Source organism: Halomonas sp. H2 (assembly GCF_050215315.1).
GTDB lineage: Bacteria > Pseudomonadota > Gammaproteobacteria > Pseudomonadales > Halomonadaceae > Vreelandella.
The window spans coordinates 3,314,085-3,333,921 of the sequence record NZ_CP189760.1; the positions used below are offsets into that span (position 1 = coordinate 3,314,085).

The window sequence follows — 19,837 nt, forward strand, 5'->3', positions numbered from 1 at the left end:
GCCCCCCTTTTTACCAGCACCGCTGGCAGATCGGGTCGCCCTGATAGTGGTTGAATCCAGCATCCATGTGTCGAGATCCATGAATCCGCCTTCTCGAAGGTGAAGATGTAGCCGTGTTAGAACCCGGTCGAAGGTGCCATCATCACGCCATTGGGCAGCGGAGCAAAGAGTCCACAGGATTCCATTAAGCATCTGGCGATCATCCCGACGAGGGCGCCCCATCGCAAAAAACATCAGGCGAGCCACTTACCAGCGGGGTTGTGCCGTGCCCTGGTTTAGTGGCACGCAGTAGGGTCAGTAATACGTGCTGCTGACTTTTCAGCTCATCGTACAGCTCCTTAAGCGTATGCCGTTTTAAACATCTCAATACGACGATTATTTAATATTCAGCAAGTTGGCTGATCCTCACTTAAGACCTACGGTTAGCAATTACCAACCATCAGGCAACCGTAACGTCGGTAGAAAGATAGACATCCTGAATGGCATGCAGCAGCTCGACGCCTTCCTGCACTGGCTTCTGAAACGCCTTGCGCCCGGAGATTAACCCCATGCCACCGGCACGCTTATTGATCACCGCCGTACGCACCGCTTCGCCAAGATCGGAGTGCCCTTTAGAGCCACCGCCAGAGTTAATCAAACCAGCGCGGCCCATAAAGCAGTTGGCAACCTGGTAGCGAGCCAGATCGATGGGATGATCAGACGTCAGTTCGCTGTAGACTCTCTCATGGGTATGCCCGAAACCGACCGCCTTATAGCCGCCGTTATTCTCGGGCAGCTTCTGTTTGACGATATCCGCTTTAAGGGTTGCAGCCATATGATTGGCTTGGCTGGTTAGATCGGCAGAGGCGTGATAATCGGTACCACCCTGTTTGAAATCAGGGTTACGTAGATACGCCCACAATACCGTTACCATACCCAACTGGTGGGCACGCTCGAAGGCTTCGCTAATCTCCATAATTTGCCGACGGCTCTCGTGAGAACCAAAGTAAATCGTCGCCCCCACCGCCACGCAGCCCATATCGTGGGCCTGTTCGACATCGGCAAATAGCGTCTGGTCGTAGATGGCCGGGTAGCTCAGCGTCTCGTTATGGTTGAGCTTGAGCATCATTGGAATCTTATGGGCATAACGCCGCGCAACAGATGACAACACACCCAGCGTTGACGCTACGCCGTTGCAGCCACCTTCGAGGGCCAGCTCAACGATATTGGCCGGGTCGAAGTAGCGCGGGTTTGGTGCAAATGAGGCCCCCGCAGAATGCTCGATCCCCTGATCAACCGGCAACAGACTGAGATAGCCAGTGCCCGCTAAGCGGCCATGGTCAAAGAAGCTCTGCATATTGCGAAGCACCGCTGGGCTGCGGTCGCTATCGGTCATCACACGGTCAATAAAATCGGGGCCGGGAAGATGTAAGTCTTCACGACGAACGCCCTGGCAAGTGTGGTTCAGCAAGCTATCGGCATCGCTGCCGAGCAAAGCGGCTATATCGGTCATGCTGCGCTCCTCTGTACTTTATCGATCAGTAGGGCGGAAGGTACGCCAACTACATTTTCAATAGAGCATAGAGCTTAAACATGACCTAGGGAAATGACCGTTGCAAGGAAAGTGCGCGTCGATACGGCGCAGCTTGAGCTCCTTGCGCTTGCCAGCAGCGGAGCCACGGCTATAAATCGCTTCCGCTACGGGCGTTGAACCAACGAAGGTTATGCTCGCGGCTCTTAAGCTAATGAATCCAAGCTGGTCGCAACGGCGTCGAACAGGCGCTCTAGCTCGGTCTCAGTGGTGCCAAACGGGGGGCCAAACTGCAGAGTGTCGCCGCCGTAGCGCACGTAGAAGCCCGCTCCCCAGAGCGCCATATGGGCATCGCGGGGGCGAATCGTTGGATCGCCGTCTCGGGGCGTGAGCTGAATGGCGCCGGCTAAACCGTAGTTACGAATATCGACAATATGATTGCGGCCTTTGAGAGCGTGCAACTTCTGCTCAAAGGTGGGCGCAATGGCGCTTACCTGAGCGGGGAAGTTCTCACGCTCCATCATTTCTAGAGCTGCCAATCCCGCCGCGCAGGCCACCGGGTGGGCGCTGTAGGTATAACCATGGGAGAACTCGACGGCATGCTGGGGGCCACCAGCGTGCATAAAGGTGTCGAAAATCTCGCTGGAAGCAATTACCGCGCCCATAGGAATGGCGCCGTTGGTGATCTGTTTCGCTACGTTCATGATATCGGGCGTGACACCAAACGCTTGCGCGCCGGTGGTCGCGCCGCTGCGCCCAAAGGCGGTGATGACTTCATCAAAAATCAGCAGAATATCATGGGTAGTGCAGATTTCGCGCAGCCGATCTAGATAGCCTTTGGGAGGCACAATCACCCCCGCCGAGCCAGACATCGGCTCGACAATCACCGCCGCAATGGTCGAGGCATCGTGGAGTGCAATTTGCTCGAGTAGCGCATCGGCCAGCTCAGCGCCGGTTTCCGCTTGACCACGGGTGTAAGCGTGGCCCGCTTGAAGGGTGTGGGGAAGATGCGTTACGTCCAGCAACTGGCCGTAGTGTTTACGGTTACCACCGATACCGCCCAGGCTGGTGCCGCCGATGTTCACCCCGTGATAACCCTTGGCCCGGCCGATCATGCGGGTTTTCTCGGGCTGACCTTTTAGCCGCCAGTAAGCCTTGGCCATTTTGACCGAGGTATCCGCCGCTTCTGACCCCGAGTTGGTGAAGAACACATGATCCAGCCCAGCAGGCGTCAGGCTAGCGATCTTTTCCGCCAGTCTGAACGCCAGCGGATGGCCCAGCTGAAAGCCGGGGGCAAAATCGAGGCTGCCCAGCTGGGCCGCCACAGCTTTCTGGATCTCTTCGCGGTTATGGCCCGCGCCGCAGGTCCATAGTCCGGAAAGCGAATCGAACAGCTTACGACCCTGGTCATCAATGTAGTAACGCCCTTCCGCCCCGGCGATGACACGCGGGTTGGCGTGGAAATCGCGGTTGGCGCTAAACGGCATCCAGTAGTGCTGATTAAGTGCCGTTTTTGAGGGGGCATCCCCCATCGAAGAAGGCGAGGCTTGTGTCTTGGTTTTGCTTTTTATTCCAAACATGGTGTCTAGCTCCATCGCTATGAGACATGGTCTCAGCATGCGCCACCACACACGTTTGTAAAATTACGCTTTTCTTTTGTTCACGTTAGAGGATCTATACGTATTACTGGCTTTTTTATCTCTACTCTAGCAATGAGCCAAATAATAAATCGGGGAGTCGCCAGCTTCGTCCGTGCTCAATAAAAGGAATTGATATGAACTCGCTTACTGAACCGAAAATCGCTATCGCTGACTTACGCACTGACAGCGACCGACTTTGGGAATCGCTAATGGAGTTGGCCAAGCTAGGTGCCACCGCCAAAGGCGGCGTCAACCGCCAAGCGCTTACCGATTTAGAGCGCCAGGGGCGGGATCTCTTTATCCAGTGGTGCCGTGCAGAGGGCTGCACGATTCGGATCGATAATATCGGCAATATCTTTGCCCGCCGGGAAGGCAGCGATCCAACCGCCAAAACCGTCATGGCCGGTAGCCATCTTGATAGTCAGCCTACCGGTGGCAAGTACGACGGCTGCTTTGGTGTGCTCTCTGGCCTGGAAGTGATTCGAACCCTTAACCAGCACAACATCACCACGCAATCCCCTATCGAAGTCGTCGCCTGGACGAACGAAGAAGGCTGCCGCTTTCCACCCTGCATGATGGGTTCCGGCGTATTTACCGGCGAGCTGGAATTTGACGCCATGATGGCGCGCACTGATGCCGATGGCGTGACGGTTAGCGATGCCTTGGACGCCATCCATTACCGCGGAAGCGACAGCGTCTCGCCAAGCGAGATAAAAGCCTACTTTGAGCCGCACATTGAGCAAGGCCCGATCCTGGAAGATACCGACACCACGATTGGTGTGGTGATCGGCGGGCTTGGTCAGAAGTGGTTTGATTTAACCCTGACCGGGCTTGAAGCCCACGCGGGCCCTACGCCGATGAATCTACGCCGCGACGCCATGATGGGTGCTGCGGAAGTTACCCAAGCGCTCAACCGTATCGCCTTTGATCATCAGCCCCATGGGCGCGGCACGGTCGGCTGTATGACCCTGCATCCTGGTTCGCGTAACGTAATTCCCGGCCAAGTCAAAATGACCCTGGATATGCGCCACTGGGAACCAGAAGCGCTGATCACGATGGGTCAAGCTGTCGCTGAGGCAGTCGAGGAGATTTGCCAACGCCACGGGCTGGCGTATGAATTAACGCCCACGGCGGATTTCGCGCCGGAATACTTCAATAAAGAGTGTGTTGATGCGGTGCGCCAAGGGGCAGAAAAGCTCGGCCTATCCCACATGGATATCATCAGCGGCGCAGGCCACGATGCGATGTTTGTGGGTCGCGTCGCCCCCGCCGCCATGATTTTCATTCCCTGCAAGGATGGCATCAGTCACAACGAGATCGAAAGCGCCACGCCGGAGCATGTCCACGCAGGCTGTAACGTTCTACTCCATGCCATGCTGGACGCTGCTGGCGCTGACCTAGCTGAATAACGAGGCAAAGCCTAAAAGGTCGTGTCGCTAAACAGCAAAATCTACGCGTGCCCGCGCCAGCTCAGAGAACTGCTTTCGGGAAGGCTTAAAACCCACTCCTGGCGGCCAGGCTAGCCAGGCGTCGGGCACCATAAAGCCGGGTAGCGTCTCGCGTACCCAGGCGCTTAGCGCCTGCTCTGTCACGGCTTCTGCATGCCAATCGATAAACGCCACCGGGCGCTCTCCCCATTCGGGGTGGGGCACCGGTACGACCAGCGCCTGGGCGACGCTGGGGTTGTCGACCAAACGCTGTTCGATAGCTTCCGGCTGAATATTCTCGCCGCCGGAGATAAAGCCGTTATCTAGCCGCCCTTCCACTACCAGCGCGCCTTCCGAAGTGAAGTGCCCCTTGTCGCGGGTAGCAAACCAGCCCTCGTCGTTTAGGCCTGGATCAACCTCGCCATTATTCAAATAGCCGCAGAATAGGGTCTCACCGCGCACCTGTATCTCACCCTCGACAATCCTCACTTCACGGCCCGGCAGAGGCCTGCCGACGACGCCCGGCGCGGTGGGGATACCAGTGCAGACTTGGCTGGCCATCTCGGACAGCCCATAGCTAACTTTCGGTGTTAGCCCCAGTGATGTCATCTTCGCCACCAGCGGCGCGGGTATCGCCGCGCCGCCCAGCAGCAGTTCCCGCAATTGAGTACGCTGAGGTGTAAAACCTGCCTGCAACAGCCGCCACAGCTGGGTCGGCACCAGTGAAAGGTGGGTGATTGACTGCTGCTCAAGGCGCGCGGGAAGCGTTTGCGGAGCATCATCGAGAATCACCCGCCCACCGGCGAGAAAAACACGAAACGGGATAGCGTAGCCACCGATATGAAACAGCGGCAGCGACAACAGCCAGCCACTGTTTTGATCAACGGGAATAAACGACGCTGAACCACGCGCGGAAGCCAAGTGATTCGCCACACTATGTAACACCGCCTTGGGCGTGCCGCTAGAGCCGGAGGTAAAAATGGTGTTGCAGAGCTGGCTACCATCGATCGATGGTGGCTCATCTGCGTTAGCTTCCGCCAGGAAACTCAGGGTAATTGGCGTTAGCTGTGAAGAGTAATCATTGTCGCTTTCCGTTTGGCAAACCCAGTCAGCCTGCAAACGCTTGGCTAAATTGAGCTGCTGGGCTACAGGGAACGCTGGATTATGCGGGCAGAAAATAACCCCGGCCCGCAGGCAGGACCACGCCAGCAGCAAGGATTCAAGCGAGCCTTTGGCGGGAACCACTAGCCGATCACCCGGTACAAAACCTTTCCGGGCCAGTTGCTGTGCTAAAGACGCCACGCGACGATTGAGCGTCCGATAACTTAGCATTACCGAGCCAGCCTCTATCGCAATACGTTCCGGGGTCTCTTTGGCCCAGTAGTGAATAGGGCAAGTATCTTTCACGCTGAATTTTCCATTTTAGAGAGGCAGTTCAAGCTTTCTGTCATCACTTCGCCCGTGGCAGTGATAATGCGCCCGGTAAGCCAATGTCCCGTATCTAACCCCGGCGGCTCATTGGGCGCCCACTCACTGGCCAACCGAGCAAGCAGACCAAGACCTAAATCAGATTCAAAGCTGGAGGAGATCACCACGCGGAGGTTACCCGCCCGCGCTCGCTGGACGAGTGCCTCGCAGTCGCTTAACGAGCCGATCAGTGTGGGTTTGATTACCAGGGTTTTAAGCTGAGGGTGGCAATGCCACTCTTCCCGACGCGATAGCGTTTCATCCAGCGCGATGGTTACTCCCGTTGCCTCGGCTACTGCGATGGTATCGGCAAAGGTAGCGCAGGGCTCTTCCAGGTAGTCGATATGTTCAAGGGGTAGGCGCCCGCAGAAGCGCAGGGCTTCTTTATGCGTCCAGCCACCGTTGGCATCCAGAATCAGCTTGGTAGCTGGGAGCCATTTGGCAAGCTGCTCGATCAGTGCCAGCTCTTCTTCCATGGCGTAGCGTGCCACCTTTAGCTTGAGCCGGGTCGGCGGCAATGTTTGCCAACGGCCTGCTGAAAGAGACTCGATCAGCACTGCAGGTGCTCCCTGGAGCAGCGGGTAGGGCGGCAAAGGCGCAGGGAGATTGTTTGGCCAAGAGCGCTGGGCGCAGTCAAACCCAAATTGCACCGAAGGCAGTGCTGGAGAGGCTATCTCACCACGCCTTAACGCAGCCAGGCAGGCGAGACTTTCCACTTCTGCTTCCGCCAGCGTTTCAGCCGAGAAGCCGGGCAGCGGAGCAATCTCGCCCCATTGCCCGTTGATGGAAACTAACATCCCTTCTCTGTGCGCCAGCCGCTGGCCTTTAAACATCAACGGCTGACGAAACGGTAGGGAGTAGCGGTAAAGCGCCAGCTGCATTAAGGGTTACGCGGGTAGCGGGAAAAATCCGGGCGACGCTTTTCGTTAAAGGCGTTACGTCCCTCCTGCCCCTCTTCGGTCATGTAGTAGAGCATGGTGGCATTGCCCGCCAGTTCCTGTAGACCGGCCTGGCCATCGCAGTCGGCATTGAGGGCGGCTTTTAGGCAGCGCAACGCCATGGGGCTGTGCTGTAGCATCTCGCGACACCAGCGCACGCTCTCTTTCTCCAGCGCTTCCAGCGGCACAACATGGTTGACCAGCCCCATTTCCAGCGCTTGGGCGGCGCTATATTGACGGCACAGAAACCAGATCTCCCGTGCCTTTTTCTGGCCCACAATGCGCGCCATATAGGAGGCACCGTAGCCACCATCAAAAGAGCCAACTTTGGGGCCTGTTTGGCCGAAAACCGCGTTATCGGCCGCAATGGTCAGGTCACACATTAGATGCAAAACGTGGCCGCCGCCGATAGCGTAGCCCGCCACCATGGCAACCACCGGCTTGGGGCAGGTGCGAATATCGCGCTGGAAATCCAGCACGTTGAGATGGTGGGTGCCCTCTTCATCCTGGTAACCGCCATAGTCACCGCGAATGCGCTGATCACCGCCGGAACAAAACGCTTTGTCACCTGCGCCGGTGAGCAGTATGGTGCCAATCGCGCTGTCGTGACGGGCGCGATTCAGCGCTTGGGCCATCTCGCTGACCGTCAGCGGGCGAAAGGCGTTGCGTACCTCGGGGCGATTGATGGTGATGCGTGCAATGCCCTCGGCACTGGTGTGGTACAAAATATCCTGATAGCCATCGGAGCGATCCTGCCACTCGATTGGGGCATAGAGTTCCGTTTCAGTGAGTCCGTTGATCATGCCTGTCTCTTTTTTATCTGTCAGGGATAAGGTGAGGACAGTACGTCGTTTAGCTAAAAAAGCCCGCCACGACTATGCCCAAGGCTACAATGCTTAGCAGCGCAGCCCCACCGTACATCAGTTTTTTGTTAAGTGCGTCATTGCCCACGCTGATATCAAACAGCCCATGGCGCAAGCGGTGGGCGGCATGAAATAGCGGTAGGCAAACCACCGCACCAACAAACAGAAAGCCTGGTACGCTAAACAGCAGCGCTGATGCTCGCTCATAACTCAGCGCATCGGCGGGCAGTAGGCCAAGCGGCAGTAGAATCGCTATAAAGAGAATAACGGCAGGCAGCAAGACGGCAAAACAGACGCCGCCTGCGCTAAACAACCCCCACCAAAGCGGCTCATCAAAGGCTTGTTTGTGCTGTACACCCTGTTTGCCACTAGGTTTGCTCATGGCTTGATTGCTCATGTTCATGCCCTCCCCAATAGCCAGAAAAACAGCAGTGCGACTGCCACGACACCTGCCCATTGCCCAGCAACAATGGCCTGATCAGGTAGGCTGTGCCCGGCGATGCGCAGCGGCATTACCCGCGGGAACAGCACAAAGAAGGTGGCGGCGTGAAACAGGCTGGCGGCCAGTGCTAGAAGATTCAGCAGCAGCACAATGGGGGAGCCCATAAAAGCGATCCACCCCTGCCAGCTATCCGTCCCCTGCAGCAGTGCAACCATACCGGCGAGTAAACACAGCGTGAAGAAAACCAGCGGCAATACTGTGGCTTCGCGCAGCATATAGAGCTTAAAAAAGCGGTGCTTGAGCCACCAGTTACGTTTCAGTGGCGGCAGGCGTTGCGACGATAATTTATCCACGACTTCTCCTCCCCCTAACCTTTAAACAGCGCAATAAGCGTGTGTTTGGCAGCCTCGACCTTACCCTGATTCACCGCAGCGGCCGGGTCGACGTGTTTGGGACATACCTTGGAGCAGAAGCCCACAAAGGTGCAGCTCCATACCCCCTCATGGCGGTTAAGTTCGGCCATACGCTGCTTCTTGCCGTGATCGCGGCTATCCAGGTTGTAACGGTGGGCCAGCGTTAGTGCCGCCGGGCCAAGGAACTCAGGATTAAGTCCAAACTGCGGGCAAGCCGAGTAGCAGAGGCCACAATTAATGCAGTTAGCGAACTGCTTGTAGCGGGCGAGCTGTTCGGGCGACTGCTGATAGGTTTCCGGCGCCTGCGGGTCATACGGCTTTACCGGATTGTCATCGATCAAGTAGGGCTTAACCGCGGCCAAGTGCTCAAGGAATATTTCCATATCCACCACTAGATCCCGCTGTACAGGGAAGTGGGATAGCGGCTCGATGCGGATATCACCGTCATAATCACGCAAAAAAGTTTTGCAGCCGAGCTTGGGAATGCCGTTAACCATGACCCCGCAGGAGCCGCAAATCGCCATACGGCACGACCAACGGTAACTCAGCGTGCTATCGAGCTGCTCTTTGATATGGTTGAGGGCATCCAGTAGCGAGGTACTGTCGTCCACCGGTAGTTCGTACTGCTGCCAGAAGGGTTCAGCCGAGCTGTCTGGCAGATAGCGTTTGACGCTGACTTGTTTGGTGCTGATCTGCTGGGTGTTCATACCTTGCCCCCCTTGCCCGCATCGCCATAGGCCCGCTCAGCCGGCGCGGAAAACCGCACATCGACATCCTGCCAGTGCAACTCGGCATTGGCTTCGCCTTGATAGAACACCTGGCTATGCTTGAGGTAGTTAACGTCGTCGCGTTTCTGCATGCCGTCATCCAAGCGCTGGTGAGCACCGCGTGATTCACGGCGCTCCAGTGCACTCAGGCAAGAGGCTTCGGCGATATCTAGGCCATACCCAAACTCGATAAACTCAAGCAGCTCGGTATTGAATATTTTGCTGGTATCGTTAACGCGTACCTTTTCGTAGCGCGCTCGTAGCTGGCGTATGGTTTCAAGCGATTGCCGCATGCTCGCTTCGGTGCGATAAATACCGCAGCCGTTCTCCATAGCCTGCACCATGGCGTGCTTGTGTTCTACCCAGTTCTCATCGCTCCCGGCGCCGTCACAGAGCCTAGAAAGCTTGGCTAGCTGACGATCACCCTGGGCTTCCAGCAAGTGCATATCGGCCCACTCGGTTTGCGCTGCACGTTGACTTGCTTGCTCACCGGCCAAGCGGCCAAACACCAGTAGCTCGGTAAGCGAGTTGGAACCCAGCCGGTTGGCCCCATGTAAACCAACGGAGGCACACTCCCCGGCGGCGTATAGTCCGGCAATCGAGGTTTCGCACTGAGGGTCGGTTTCGATCCCGCCCATGGTGTAGTGAACCGCTGGGCGAATGGGAATCGGCTCTTTCACCGGATCAACGTTGATATAGGCTTTGGCCAGCTCGCAGATAAATGGCAGACGCTCCAGAATGTATTTTTCACCCAGGTGGCGCAAGTCGAGATAGACCACGTCGCTGTCGCCAAATTTGCCGGTGCGGCCCGCCTGCTGTTCCTGCCAAAAGGCCTGGGAGAGTTTGTCCCGAGGTCCCAGTTCCATGTATTTATTCTCCGGCTTGCCCAGCGGCGTTTCCGGGCCTAGGCCGTAATCCTGCAGATAGCGGTAGCCATCTTTATTGAGCAAAATACCCCCTTCGCCCCGGCACGCTTCGGTAATCAGAATACCGGAGCCGGGCAGTCCGGTGGGGTGGTATTGCACAAACTCCATATCCCGCAACGCCACGCCGTGGCGATAGGCCATCGCCATACCGTCACCGGTGACAATGCCCGCATTGGTATTAAAGCGAAAAAGGCGCCCCGCACCGCCGGTGGCGAGGATAACCGCTTTAGCGCGCAACAAGGTCAGTTCACCAGTGGCCACCTGAAGAGCTATCACCCCAATCACGGAACCTTCATGAACCGCTAGGTCGAGCACGAAGTACTCATCAAAACGTTCGATCTCAGGGTATTTGAGCGAGGTCTGAAACAGCGTGTGGAGCATATGAAAGCCGGTTTTGTCGGCAGCGAACCAGGTACGGGCAGTTTTCATGCCTCCAAAGCGGCGCACCTGTACCTGGCCATCTTCCTTGCGGCTCCAGGGGCAACCCCAACGCTCCATCTGCACTAGCTCTTGATAAGCGTGATGGACAAAATATTCGGCTACCCCTTGTTCAACCAGCCAATCACCGCCTGCCACGGTGTCATCAAAATGTGCCTGGTGAGAATCTTCGGCGCTGGTAACGGCTGCAGCGCCACCTTCGGCGGCCACGGTATGGGAGCGCATGGGGTAGACTTTGGAGAGCAGTGCAATACGCTGGGGAGTACCCTGCTCCTTGGCCTGCTCGGCCGCGCCAATGGCAGCGCGTAGGCCTGCTCCTCCACCACCCACAATAACGATATCGAAATCTCGCTGCTGCATGAAAAGCCCCTTCATTAGCCAAGTCAAAGGTGGTACTGGCGGCAATCTGCGCTGCCGTCTTGTCTATTCGAACTTACCATACAAGGGGAAGGCTCTGTTCATTAGTCCAAAGGACTATTGATGTACATCAAGAAACGCACTGGTGAGATGGCTATTTCTGTAAATAGCAATATGGGAACCCGCATCCGTAGTCGAGATGCGGGGCATGGGTGCAGGTAGTTAAAGCAGCAGCCCACCAAAAACAAAGCCTAGTATTACGCTCACGGTGATAGTCACAACACCGGGGATAAAGAAAGGATGGTTGAATACCGCTTTACCGATTCGGGTGGAACCTGTGTCATCCATTTCCACAGCCGCCAACAGGGTAGGATAAGTAGGTAACACGAATAGCGCGCTCACCGCCGCGAAAGAAGCCACCGCAGTTAAGGGATCCACACCCATAGCTAGTGCCGCAGGCATCAAGGCTTTAGTAGTGGCTGCCTGGGAGTAGAGCAGCATGGAAGCAAAAAACAAAGTGACTGCTAACAGCCATGTATAGCTTTCGAGCATCTCGCCAGCAATACCCTCGATTTCGTTGATATGATTAGAGACAAACGTATTGCCCAGCCATGCCACCCCTAGTACACACACGCAGGCCGACATACCCGATTGGAAAGTGGGCATATTGAGGATACGACTTGCCTCCAGCTTACAGCTTAGAGTAATGGCACCGGCGGTTGTTAGCATGAAGACCATGATAGCGGCATCTCGTGGTAGAACCGGGTTAGCGATCAAACCCACCGCATCGGAGATAGCTGTCGCGTAAAACACTACGGCGACAATGGCTAGCAAGAACAAAAGAACAGAGCGCCTGGCCCCCGGTTGAATTTCAAAAGCTTGTTTACCCCGGAGTTTAACCAGTCCCTTCTCCAATCGCTCTTGATATACTGGATCCTCATCCAGCGGCTTTCCCATCATATTTGCCACCAAGGCACCAGCAAGACAGGCCAGCAAAGTAGCGGGGATACATATCGCTAATAGGGTTAAATAGCCTACCCCAAGAGGCTCAAGAATACCGGAGAAATAAACCACCGCTGCCGAAATAGGCGAGGCGGTAATAGCAACTTGTGAGGCAACCACTGCAATGCTGAGTGGCCGCGAAGGACGAATCCCATATTCTTTGGCTACTTCGGTAATCACAGGCAGAGTGGAATATGCAGTATGGCCTGTGCCTGCGAAGAAGGTCATGGCATAGGTGACCATGGGAGCTAGAAAAGTAATATACTTAGGGTATCGGCGCAGCAGCCGCTCGGCCAGCTTAACCAAGTAGTCCATGCCACCAGCAAGCTGCATGGCAGCGATCGCAGTAATGACAGCCATAATGATTAAGATGACTTCGATAGGAATGGAACCAGGAGTTAGCCCAAACCCTAAGGTGAGTATCAACACACCCATGCCACCCGCAAGCCCGATACCGATGCTGCCTATTCTGGCGCCCAAATAAATAGCGCCCAGCACGACCAATAATTCCAAAAAAATCATAAGGACTTCCCCTGCAAAAGCGTGGGTAAAATTAGCCTATTCTTTTGATTTTGACGGCTCACTGGGCACCCAAAGCACGCGTATACCGTTTGGCACGATATTGCGGACGCATCAAATTATCGATAGAGAGGATCTCATCGAGCTGCTCTGCAGTGAGGAGCTGCCGTTCCAGCACCACTTCACGCACACTTTTGCCGGTTTCAGCGCAGATTTTTCCTACGATATCGCCTTCATGGTGACCAATATAAGGATTGAGGTAGGTAACGATGCCTATTGAATTGAGCACATAATCGCGGCATACATCGGGGTTGGCTGTGATGCCAGCGACACACTTGTCGGCCAGGGTGACGCAGGCATTTTCCAACAGATTGATCGACTCGAACATAGTTTGGGCGATCACCGGCTCCATGACGTTAAGCTGCAGCTGGCCTCCCTCGGCGGCCAGGGTGACCGTCACATCATTGCCAATCACTTTGAAGGCGATTTGATTGACAACTTCAGGGATAACGGGATTAACTTTTGCTGGCATAATTGAGGAGCCCGCTTGCAGCTCGGGCAGATTGATCTCGTTAAACCCTGCACGGGGGCCAGATGACAGTAACCGTAGGTCGTTGCAGATTTTTGACAATTTCACTGCCAGCCGCTTGAAGGCATTGTGCAGCAACACATAGGCATTACAATCGGAGGTGGCTTCAATCAAGTCTTCTGCAGGCGTATAAGCTTGGCCTGTGATCTCAGCAAGCTTGGTGATGGCCAAGAGTGAATACTCCGGCGGCGAGTTAATGCCGGTGCCGATTGCGGTGGCGCCTAAGTTGACCTCCAACAGTGACTCCCGGCACCTACGGAGACTCCTCACCTCCACGTTTAACGTCACGGCGTAGGCGTGGAATTCCTGGCCCAGACTCATGGGGACTGCATCTTGGAGCTGAGTACGCCCCATCTTTAGAATATCCTTAAAAGCTTCCGCTTTTGATTCAAACACTTCGGCTAACCGCTCAAGCGCTGCTATCAGGCTATCGCAGCTGCTGAACAGGGCTACCCGAAAGCCGGTGGGATAAGCATCATTGGTTGACTGACACTTATTGACGTGATCATTGGGGCCAATGACGTCGTAGCTGCCCTTTGGCTGGCCCATTAACTCCAGAGCAATATTGGCCAGCACCTCGTTGGTATTCATGTTGACCGAAGTACCCGCACCACCTTGAAAAGCATCGACGGGAAATTGATCGAACCCTTTACCTGTGTTCAACATCAAGTCGCAAGCTGCGACAATATAATCGGCAATGTACGGTTCTATCGTACCCAACTCACCGTTGGCCAAAGCAGCCGCTTTCTTTGTCAATACCATACCCCTCACTAGCTCAGGGAGGTCGGAAATTGTCTGGGAGCTTAGTTGGAAGTTCTCCTTTGCCCGTAAGGTGTGGATGCCATAATAATTCTGGCTATCTATTTCTTTGTAGCCCAGCAGGTCTTCTTCTGTACGACGAGAGATCTGATCACTCATGATTATTCATCCCCATTGTGATTATCCAGCTATCCTCCTCTAAGTAACTGTATATTGAAAGTATCTATAATTTTTTGACGTACATCAAAGCAGATCAGAATTCCTGAGTATATTCTGGCGTTTGGTGAACTCTTCAATGCTCTCGCCTCGCACACTTAGCTGACGTAACTTAATCCTAAAAGGCTAATTGGTGACGATAGGAGGAGATTTGCACCCGCCCTAGTAGCTCAGAATAAATTAATGAGCAGCTCTGAATATACTAAAGATGAAGTAGAGGTGCCGCATGACAACCAATGCCCAACCCTCACCGCGGTGGAAACTACTAGCGCCGTTAGCAGTCGCTATTATTGTCGCGCTGATCCCCACTCCACCGGGGCTTGCGCCTCACGCATGGTACTTTTTCGCCATCTTCCTTGGCTGCGTGGTTGGCTTGATTCTTGAACCTCTTCCTGGCGCCGTTATTGGGCTGCTCGGCGTCACCCTCGCTGCGCTACTCTCGCCCTGGGTGCTCTTCTCGCCGGATCAACTGGCAGCAGACGGGTTTAATGCCGCCAACCAAGCATTCTCATGGGCGGTATCAGGGTTCACCAACTCAACCGTATGGCTGATATTCGGGGCCTTTATGTTTGCATTGGGGTACGAGAAAACTGGCCTTGGCAGGCGTATTTCTCTCTGGCTGGTGCATGCCATGGGTAAGCGTACTCTTACGCTTGGCTACGCTGTGATGATCTCGGATACCATTCTTGCTCCTTTTACACCCTCCAATACCGCGCGTAGTGCAGGCACCATTTATCCGGTAATTCGCAATCTTCCCCCCCTTTACGATTCGCACCCCAACGACCCAAGCATGAAGCGCATGGGTAGCTTTTTAATGTGGACAGCGCTGGCCTCTACCTGCGTGACCAGCTCGTTATTTCTTACGGCGATGGCCCCCAACTTGTTAGCCGTCGCCCTGACCGAAAGCACAACCGGCATCAAAATCAACTGGGGGCAATGGTTTATGGCCATTGCTCCAGTCGGTATTTTGCTGCTGCTAATGGTGCCGCTGCTGTGCTACTGGCTTTGCGGCCCCGAGGTGAAAGCGGGCCATGAAATCTCTGATTGGGCAAGAGACGAACTAAAACAATTAGGCGCCCTCACCCGTAAAGAGGTCTTTCTGGTGGTAATGGTCGTGACTGCCCTGCTGCTATGGATTTTTGGCGGCGGCATTATCTCTGCTTCGCTAGTAGGGCTGGTGGTGATCTGTGGCATGCTGTTAACTGGCATCGTCACCTGGAATGACATCCTCAATAACAATGCTGCCTGGAATACCTTTGTATGGTTCGCCACCTTAGTGGCACTGGCAGGCGGGCTGAGTCAGGTGGGTTTCGTGAGTTGGTTTGGTAATGTGGTCGGTGGGCAGATCAGTCACTTTAATCCGCTGATGGCCATGGTGGCACTGGTTGCCATCTTCTATCTACTTCACTATTTCTTCGCCAGCGTGACAGCGCACGTTACCGCTCTGCTGCCGGTGATTCTTGCAGCAGCGTCGGGGATTGCCGGGTTGGATATGCAGATATTTGTTCTGCTGCTACTTCCCACGCTGGGCTTTATGGGTATTCTCACGCCCTACGGCACAGGACCAAGCCCGGTTTACTATGGCAGCGGCTACTTGCCTAGCGCTCTCTTCTGGCGCCTTGGGGCAATTTTCGGGCTCATCTTCCTAGTCGCTTGGCTAGTCATTGGTCTGCCCTGGTTAATGCTGTTTACCTAATCCTTGCTTATTCAAGGAGGCCATACCAAGCGTTAAGCTGCTGCGAGAGCGCTTCTGGTAGCTCGAAATGGAGATTGTGTCCCCCCTCCAGCGTGATATGACGCAGGTGGGGAGCCCTAGCAGCCAAACGGGATGCCAATTTATGAAACTTGGCATCCCGAAGACCTGAAAAATAGCTGACCGGTAGCGACGTGTTTGCCAGCCACGCCCATTGCGACGGTTGCTTGCCGAGTGACGTGGCACGCAGCATATTCGCGACAGCCGGCCCATGATTAGCAAGACGGCGTTGAATCTGCCGACGACGCTGGGCCTCGGTTAGGTCGGAAAACACCGGTTGTTGGTACCAGTCAGTCAGTACCCCCTCTATTGGTTCCTGCTCGAAACGTGTTGCCCAGCGTTCATCATGGGCAATGCGGGCGGGTCGCTCGCTGGCAGCCAGCCCTGGATGGGCGCTTTCCAACCAGAGGGCGGCAAGATCTAATGGCTGACGGCTGGCGTGGTAAAGCGCCAAGCGCCCGCCCAGGGAGTAGCCCAGCAGGCAATAGCGGCGAATACCGTGAGTCACCAGTGTGTCAGTAAGCCAATAGTGAAACGCCTCAAAAGTGGCGGTCTGGACGCGGTGATTTTCGCCATGGCCAGGCAAGTCCAACGCTAAGCAATCAACGCCTTCCAAGCCATCACTCACCCCCGCCCAATCGTGGCGGTCGCCCAGCAGGCCGTGCAGCATGACCAGGGTTGGCTTGGATGCCTTTTGCTTAAATTCGTCGCTCATCCTGTTCCTCCCGAATTGCGGCTCCTAGCGCTGTCAGATCATCGGCGACCTGTTGATGGGGTACGTTAACCTCGATCAACGTAACCCCCACCGTTAGAGCTTGGCTATAGGCTGTCGCAAAGGCGTCCAGTGACGCTGGCGCAACGTAGCCAAGCCCAAACATCTGCGCCGCATGCTCGAAGCTTAAGCCGTGAGGCTGTCGATAATAGCGCTCCAGCAGATCACCCTCTTTAGGCACGGGCAGCATATGGAAAATACTGCCGCCATCGTTATTGAGGATAACCACCACCAGTGGCTGGGTGGCTTGTTTCAGCAACGCCAGGCTATTGAGGTCATGTAACGCGCTGGTATCTCCCAGCAAAATAGTGATGGGCTCTTGGCGAGAGCAGCTAATGCCATAGCCAGTGGCAATCAATCCATCGATACCGGACGCACCGCGATTGGCAAATACCCGCAGCGGTGTTTGGCGATGCGTACCCAGCATATTCATAAGCCGTGCAGGCAGGCTGTTGCCTATAAACAGTTGCCCTCTAGCTAGCTGCGCTAGCTGGTGGCAGACACCCAACTCTGAGAATGCTATACAGAACTTCTCAATAAGCTGACTGGTGCGGCGCTGGAGGTTAGCCAATTGATGCCAAGGAGGTTGCTCGGGAAGAGCCGGTAAATCAGCGATAAAGTCGGCAGGCGAGCATGTCAAACGGCGCTTAACACAGTAATCAGGGTCCAACCGCTGGGGCAGCGGATCAACCAACCAGACATCCTGCCACGACTGCTGGGCAATAAACTGGCTTAATCGCTTGGAAATCAGCCGGCCGCCAAACTGAAGCAGCACCTCGGCTTTAGCAAGTTCAGCACTGAAATCTTCGTCATGCAGCGCCAGGTCAAAATGAATTAGATTTTGAGGATCAAAATGGATCTGGCTCTGCACATCCGCTAACAGCGGCCAACCCAACTGCTTGGATAGCTCAACAATTTGCTGCGCCTGTTGGGAGCTATCAACACTGTCTTCAACTCTCTTTTTAACCCTGTCTTCAATCCTGCCAACAACAATCAGGCCGCGCTGCTGGGCAAGCGCTTCCCACTCGCTGTTGAGCGCTGGAACCGCAGTACTGGCCTGCCATTCACTCCAAGGTGTGGAGGCGGTCAGCCAGTTCCCCAGCAGGGCGAGATAGTCGCTGGCATCCACCAGGCAACGGCCGGGGTAAAGCGGTTCGCGGTAGCGGCAGTTAATGTGGATAGGCCCAGGGGAGCGGCGCTGTTGATCAATGGCTTGATCAAGCGTGCTGAGGAGAAATGCGGCTTTTATCTCAACCTCTGGCGGCGGCAGGTCATGATAGGCAATGGTGTGGCGCGAGAAAATATCGCGCTGATCAATCGCCTGGTTGCTGCCGTTATCCAGTAGCTCAATGGGGCGGTCGGCAGAGAGCACAATGAGCGGCACGCCGAGCAGCTTGGCCTCTACCACCGCCGGGTAAAGGTTCGCCACGGCAGTGCCTGAAGTAGTGATAATGACCACCGGACGCTGACTGCCCCGGGCAATACCCAGCGCCGTAAACCCCAGCCCACGCTCGTCAAAATGGCAGTGGCTGTGCAACCCGGCATGTTCGCTGGCGGCCATGGTCAAAGGCGAGGAACGGGAGCCTGGCGCCAGCACTACGTCGCGGACACCCAAGCGGTAGAGTTCCTCCAGCATTAGCGCCGCCCACACATGATTAAAGGTGGCGTGCTTTTTCATAAAGCCGCTCGATGTCGGTGCTGTCATCTACGTTATCCCATTCCGAGTAGTGACATGATATCAGCGATTTTGGTATCCAGTTCGCGCCACTCCTCTTCAGGCTGTGAGCCTGCCACAATGCCTGCCCCGGCATACAGCCGAATCGTTTTTGGGCTGATATGGGCGCAACGGATAGCGACCGCCAAGTCGCTACTGGCGTGATTAATTCGACCGAAAACGCCCGCATACCAGCCACGTTGATGGCGCTCATGCTGGCGAATAAAAGCCAGTGACGAGTCGCGGGGAACACCGCCTACTGCCGGGGTAGGCGGCAGTACTGCAAGCAGTTGCTGGTCGGTGATGTCACTGTGAAGCTCGGCGTGAATCAGGCGTCGGATATGCTGCACCGAGCGCAGCTTAACAATATGCGCCTCGCCCATCTGGACTTGCGAAGAAAGCGGTTCAAGCTGGGTCAAAAGTTGCTGATAGACGCACTGGTTTTCCAGATTGTTTTTCTTATCAGCAAGCAGTGTATCGGCAAGCGCTTGATCTTGTTGGGCCTCCTGCCCACGGCGGGTGGTGCCTGCCAGCGCCTCACTAACCAAATGTCTGTCTTCACGCTTATAAAGCCGTTCCGGCGGGCAGCCGATAAACGCTTCATGCGGTGTCAATTGAACGCCAAAGTGAAAGCAGTCGACGGTACCGGCCTGCCAGCGTGCTAGCAGCGACCAAGGGCTAGGCGTTTCAGGTGTCGTGAGGCAGGTCTCCCGGGAAAGCACTACTTTGGGTGTGTGGCCCAACTGATCAGGATGAGTGACCTGCGCCACCGACGCCATCCACTCTTTCAGGGTGGGGCAGTCTTCACGCTGATAGACATGCGGCAATAGGCAAGGCAGCGGTTGCTCCTGTTTCAGCGCAGCCAAACAGGCACGAGCCTGGGCTATCTCAGCCTCTGGGCAACGGTCATCAAAACGCAGGTTGAGTGATAGCGTCGCCCCACCTTGATGACGCCTAAGTACTATACGCGGCAGCAAAAAATGACAACCAGGGAAGTGCTGCCACCCAGGTGTCTCAGGATCGAAGGCCATACCACCGAAGTAGTCCGGCTGCTCGCCACCATTATCGGCCAGCGTGGCTAGGTCAGCCTGCAGCGCCGCTAGCGAATCAAACGCCTTAACAACCCCTAGCGCCGCATACTCAACAGCGCCCACATCACGCGCCCTCCAATAGAGGCGGGGGTAAACACTCTGCACGCTTAGCCACCCCATTAGGTTACCGACCTGACAGGGCGTACTTAGGCGGATAAACCCTTTTTTAGCAGTATGACAAAGCGAATCAAGCTGGTGCTTAAGTGCTTCAACAGGGTGTAAAGAATGCATAAT

General features: G+C 55.4%; 16 protein-coding genes and 1 pseudogene. 2 read left to right on the forward strand and 15 right to left on the reverse strand.

Annotated features, from left to right (window positions below; all coding sequences use genetic code 11):
• The 3 genes and pseudogenes from ACQE2I_RS15430 to ACQE2I_RS15440 form a co-directional block, all read right to left on the reverse strand.
• Positions 1-222: pseudogene (locus ACQE2I_RS15430) on the reverse strand (IS5/IS1182 family transposase); the annotation flags it as partial.
• Between the two features lie 217 nt (positions 223-439).
• The gene (locus tag ACQE2I_RS15435) at positions 440-1,492 is read right to left on the reverse strand and encodes a class I fructose-bisphosphate aldolase (RefSeq protein ID WP_427028946.1); all 1,053 of its coding nucleotides are present in this window, start codon (positions 1,490-1,492) and stop codon (positions 440-442) included.
• A gap of 224 nt (positions 1,493-1,716) precedes the next feature.
• Positions 1,717-3,090 carry an aspartate aminotransferase family protein gene (locus ACQE2I_RS15440; RefSeq protein ID WP_427028947.1) on the reverse strand — a complete coding sequence of 458 codons (1,374 nt, stop codon included), beginning with the start codon at positions 3,088-3,090 and terminating at the stop codon, positions 1,717-1,719.
• 194 nt (positions 3,091-3,284) lie between these two features.
• Here ACQE2I_RS15440 and ACQE2I_RS15445 point away from each other — a divergent pair, with 194 nt between their 5' ends.
• Positions 3,285-4,559 carry a Zn-dependent hydrolase gene (locus ACQE2I_RS15445; RefSeq protein ID WP_427028948.1) on the forward strand — a complete coding sequence of 425 codons (1,275 nt, stop codon included), beginning with the start codon at positions 3,285-3,287 and terminating at the stop codon, positions 4,557-4,559.
• Positions 4,560-4,586: 27 nt separating this feature from the next.
• On the opposite strand, the gene ACQE2I_RS15450 is transcribed toward ACQE2I_RS15445, so the two are convergent.
• The 9 genes from ACQE2I_RS15450 to aspA form a co-directional block, all read right to left on the reverse strand.
• Positions 4,587-5,984: an AMP-binding protein gene (locus tag ACQE2I_RS15450; protein WP_290702222.1), complete on the reverse strand. Its 1,398-nt coding sequence runs from the start codon at positions 5,982-5,984 to the stop codon at positions 4,587-4,589.
• The gene (menC, locus tag ACQE2I_RS15455) at positions 5,981-6,925 is read right to left on the reverse strand and encodes an o-succinylbenzoate synthase (RefSeq protein WP_290702220.1); all 945 of its coding nucleotides are present in this window, start codon (positions 6,923-6,925) and stop codon (positions 5,981-5,983) included. Before menC ends, ACQE2I_RS15450 begins: the two co-directional genes overlap by 4 nt.
• On the reverse strand, positions 6,925-7,785 hold the full coding sequence (gene menB, locus ACQE2I_RS15460) for a 1,4-dihydroxy-2-naphthoyl-CoA synthase (RefSeq protein ID WP_295711620.1): 861 nt from the start codon (positions 7,783-7,785) through the stop codon (positions 6,925-6,927). Before menB ends, menC begins: the two co-directional genes overlap by 1 nt.
• A gap of 49 nt (positions 7,786-7,834) precedes the next feature.
• Positions 7,835-8,242 carry a fumarate reductase subunit FrdD gene (gene frdD / locus ACQE2I_RS15465; RefSeq protein ID WP_427028949.1) on the reverse strand — a complete coding sequence of 136 codons (408 nt, stop codon included), beginning with the start codon at positions 8,240-8,242 and terminating at the stop codon, positions 7,835-7,837.
• Positions 8,243-8,244: 2 nt separating this feature from the next.
• Complete coding sequence (locus ACQE2I_RS15470) at positions 8,245-8,640, reverse strand: fumarate reductase subunit C (RefSeq protein WP_427028950.1); 396 nt, start codon at positions 8,638-8,640, stop codon at positions 8,245-8,247.
• 14 nt (positions 8,641-8,654) lie between these two features.
• Complete coding sequence (locus ACQE2I_RS15475) at positions 8,655-9,407, reverse strand: succinate dehydrogenase/fumarate reductase iron-sulfur subunit (protein WP_427028951.1); 753 nt, start codon at positions 9,405-9,407, stop codon at positions 8,655-8,657.
• The gene (gene frdA / locus ACQE2I_RS15480; RefSeq protein WP_427028952.1) at positions 9,404-11,191 is read right to left on the reverse strand and encodes a fumarate reductase (quinol) flavoprotein subunit; all 1,788 of its coding nucleotides are present in this window, start codon (positions 11,189-11,191) and stop codon (positions 9,404-9,406) included. The genes ACQE2I_RS15475 and frdA overlap by 4 nt, the downstream gene beginning before the upstream one ends.
• Before the next feature lie 219 nt (positions 11,192-11,410).
• A complete protein-coding gene (locus ACQE2I_RS15485) occupies positions 11,411-12,712 on the reverse strand; it encodes an anaerobic C4-dicarboxylate transporter (protein WP_427028953.1) in 1,302 nt (433 codons plus the stop codon).
• Between the two features lie 58 nt (positions 12,713-12,770).
• Complete coding sequence (aspA, locus tag ACQE2I_RS15490) at positions 12,771-14,216, reverse strand: aspartate ammonia-lyase (protein ID WP_427028954.1); 1,446 nt, start codon at positions 14,214-14,216, stop codon at positions 12,771-12,773.
• Between the two features lie 283 nt (positions 14,217-14,499).
• Here aspA and ACQE2I_RS15495 point away from each other — a divergent pair, with 283 nt between their 5' ends.
• Positions 14,500-15,969 carry an anion permease gene (locus ACQE2I_RS15495; protein WP_427028955.1) on the forward strand — a complete coding sequence of 490 codons (1,470 nt, stop codon included), beginning with the start codon at positions 14,500-14,502 and terminating at the stop codon, positions 15,967-15,969.
• Positions 15,970-15,976: 7 nt separating this feature from the next.
• Here the strand turns inward: ACQE2I_RS15495 and menH are convergent, their stop codons facing one another.
• Genes menH through ACQE2I_RS15510 form a run of 3 tightly spaced genes read right to left on the reverse strand, consistent with a single transcriptional unit; the run spans position 15,977 to position 19,834 of the window.
• Positions 15,977-16,741, reverse strand: coding sequence for a 2-succinyl-6-hydroxy-2,4-cyclohexadiene-1-carboxylate synthase (gene menH, locus ACQE2I_RS15500; RefSeq protein ID WP_427028956.1), 765 nt, complete (start codon positions 16,739-16,741; stop codon positions 15,977-15,979).
• Positions 16,725-18,503: a 2-succinyl-5-enolpyruvyl-6-hydroxy-3-cyclohexene-1-carboxylic-acid synthase gene (gene menD, locus ACQE2I_RS15505; RefSeq protein WP_427028958.1), complete on the reverse strand. Its 1,779-nt coding sequence runs from the start codon at positions 18,501-18,503 to the stop codon at positions 16,725-16,727. The genes menH and menD overlap by 17 nt, the downstream gene beginning before the upstream one ends.
• 5 nt (positions 18,504-18,508) lie before the next feature.
• Positions 18,509-19,834 (reverse strand): isochorismate synthase, encoded by a 1,326-nt coding sequence (locus tag ACQE2I_RS15510; RefSeq protein WP_427028959.1) that lies wholly within the window; start codon positions 19,832-19,834, stop codon positions 18,509-18,511.
• Positions 19,835-19,837: the final 3 nt, after the last annotated feature.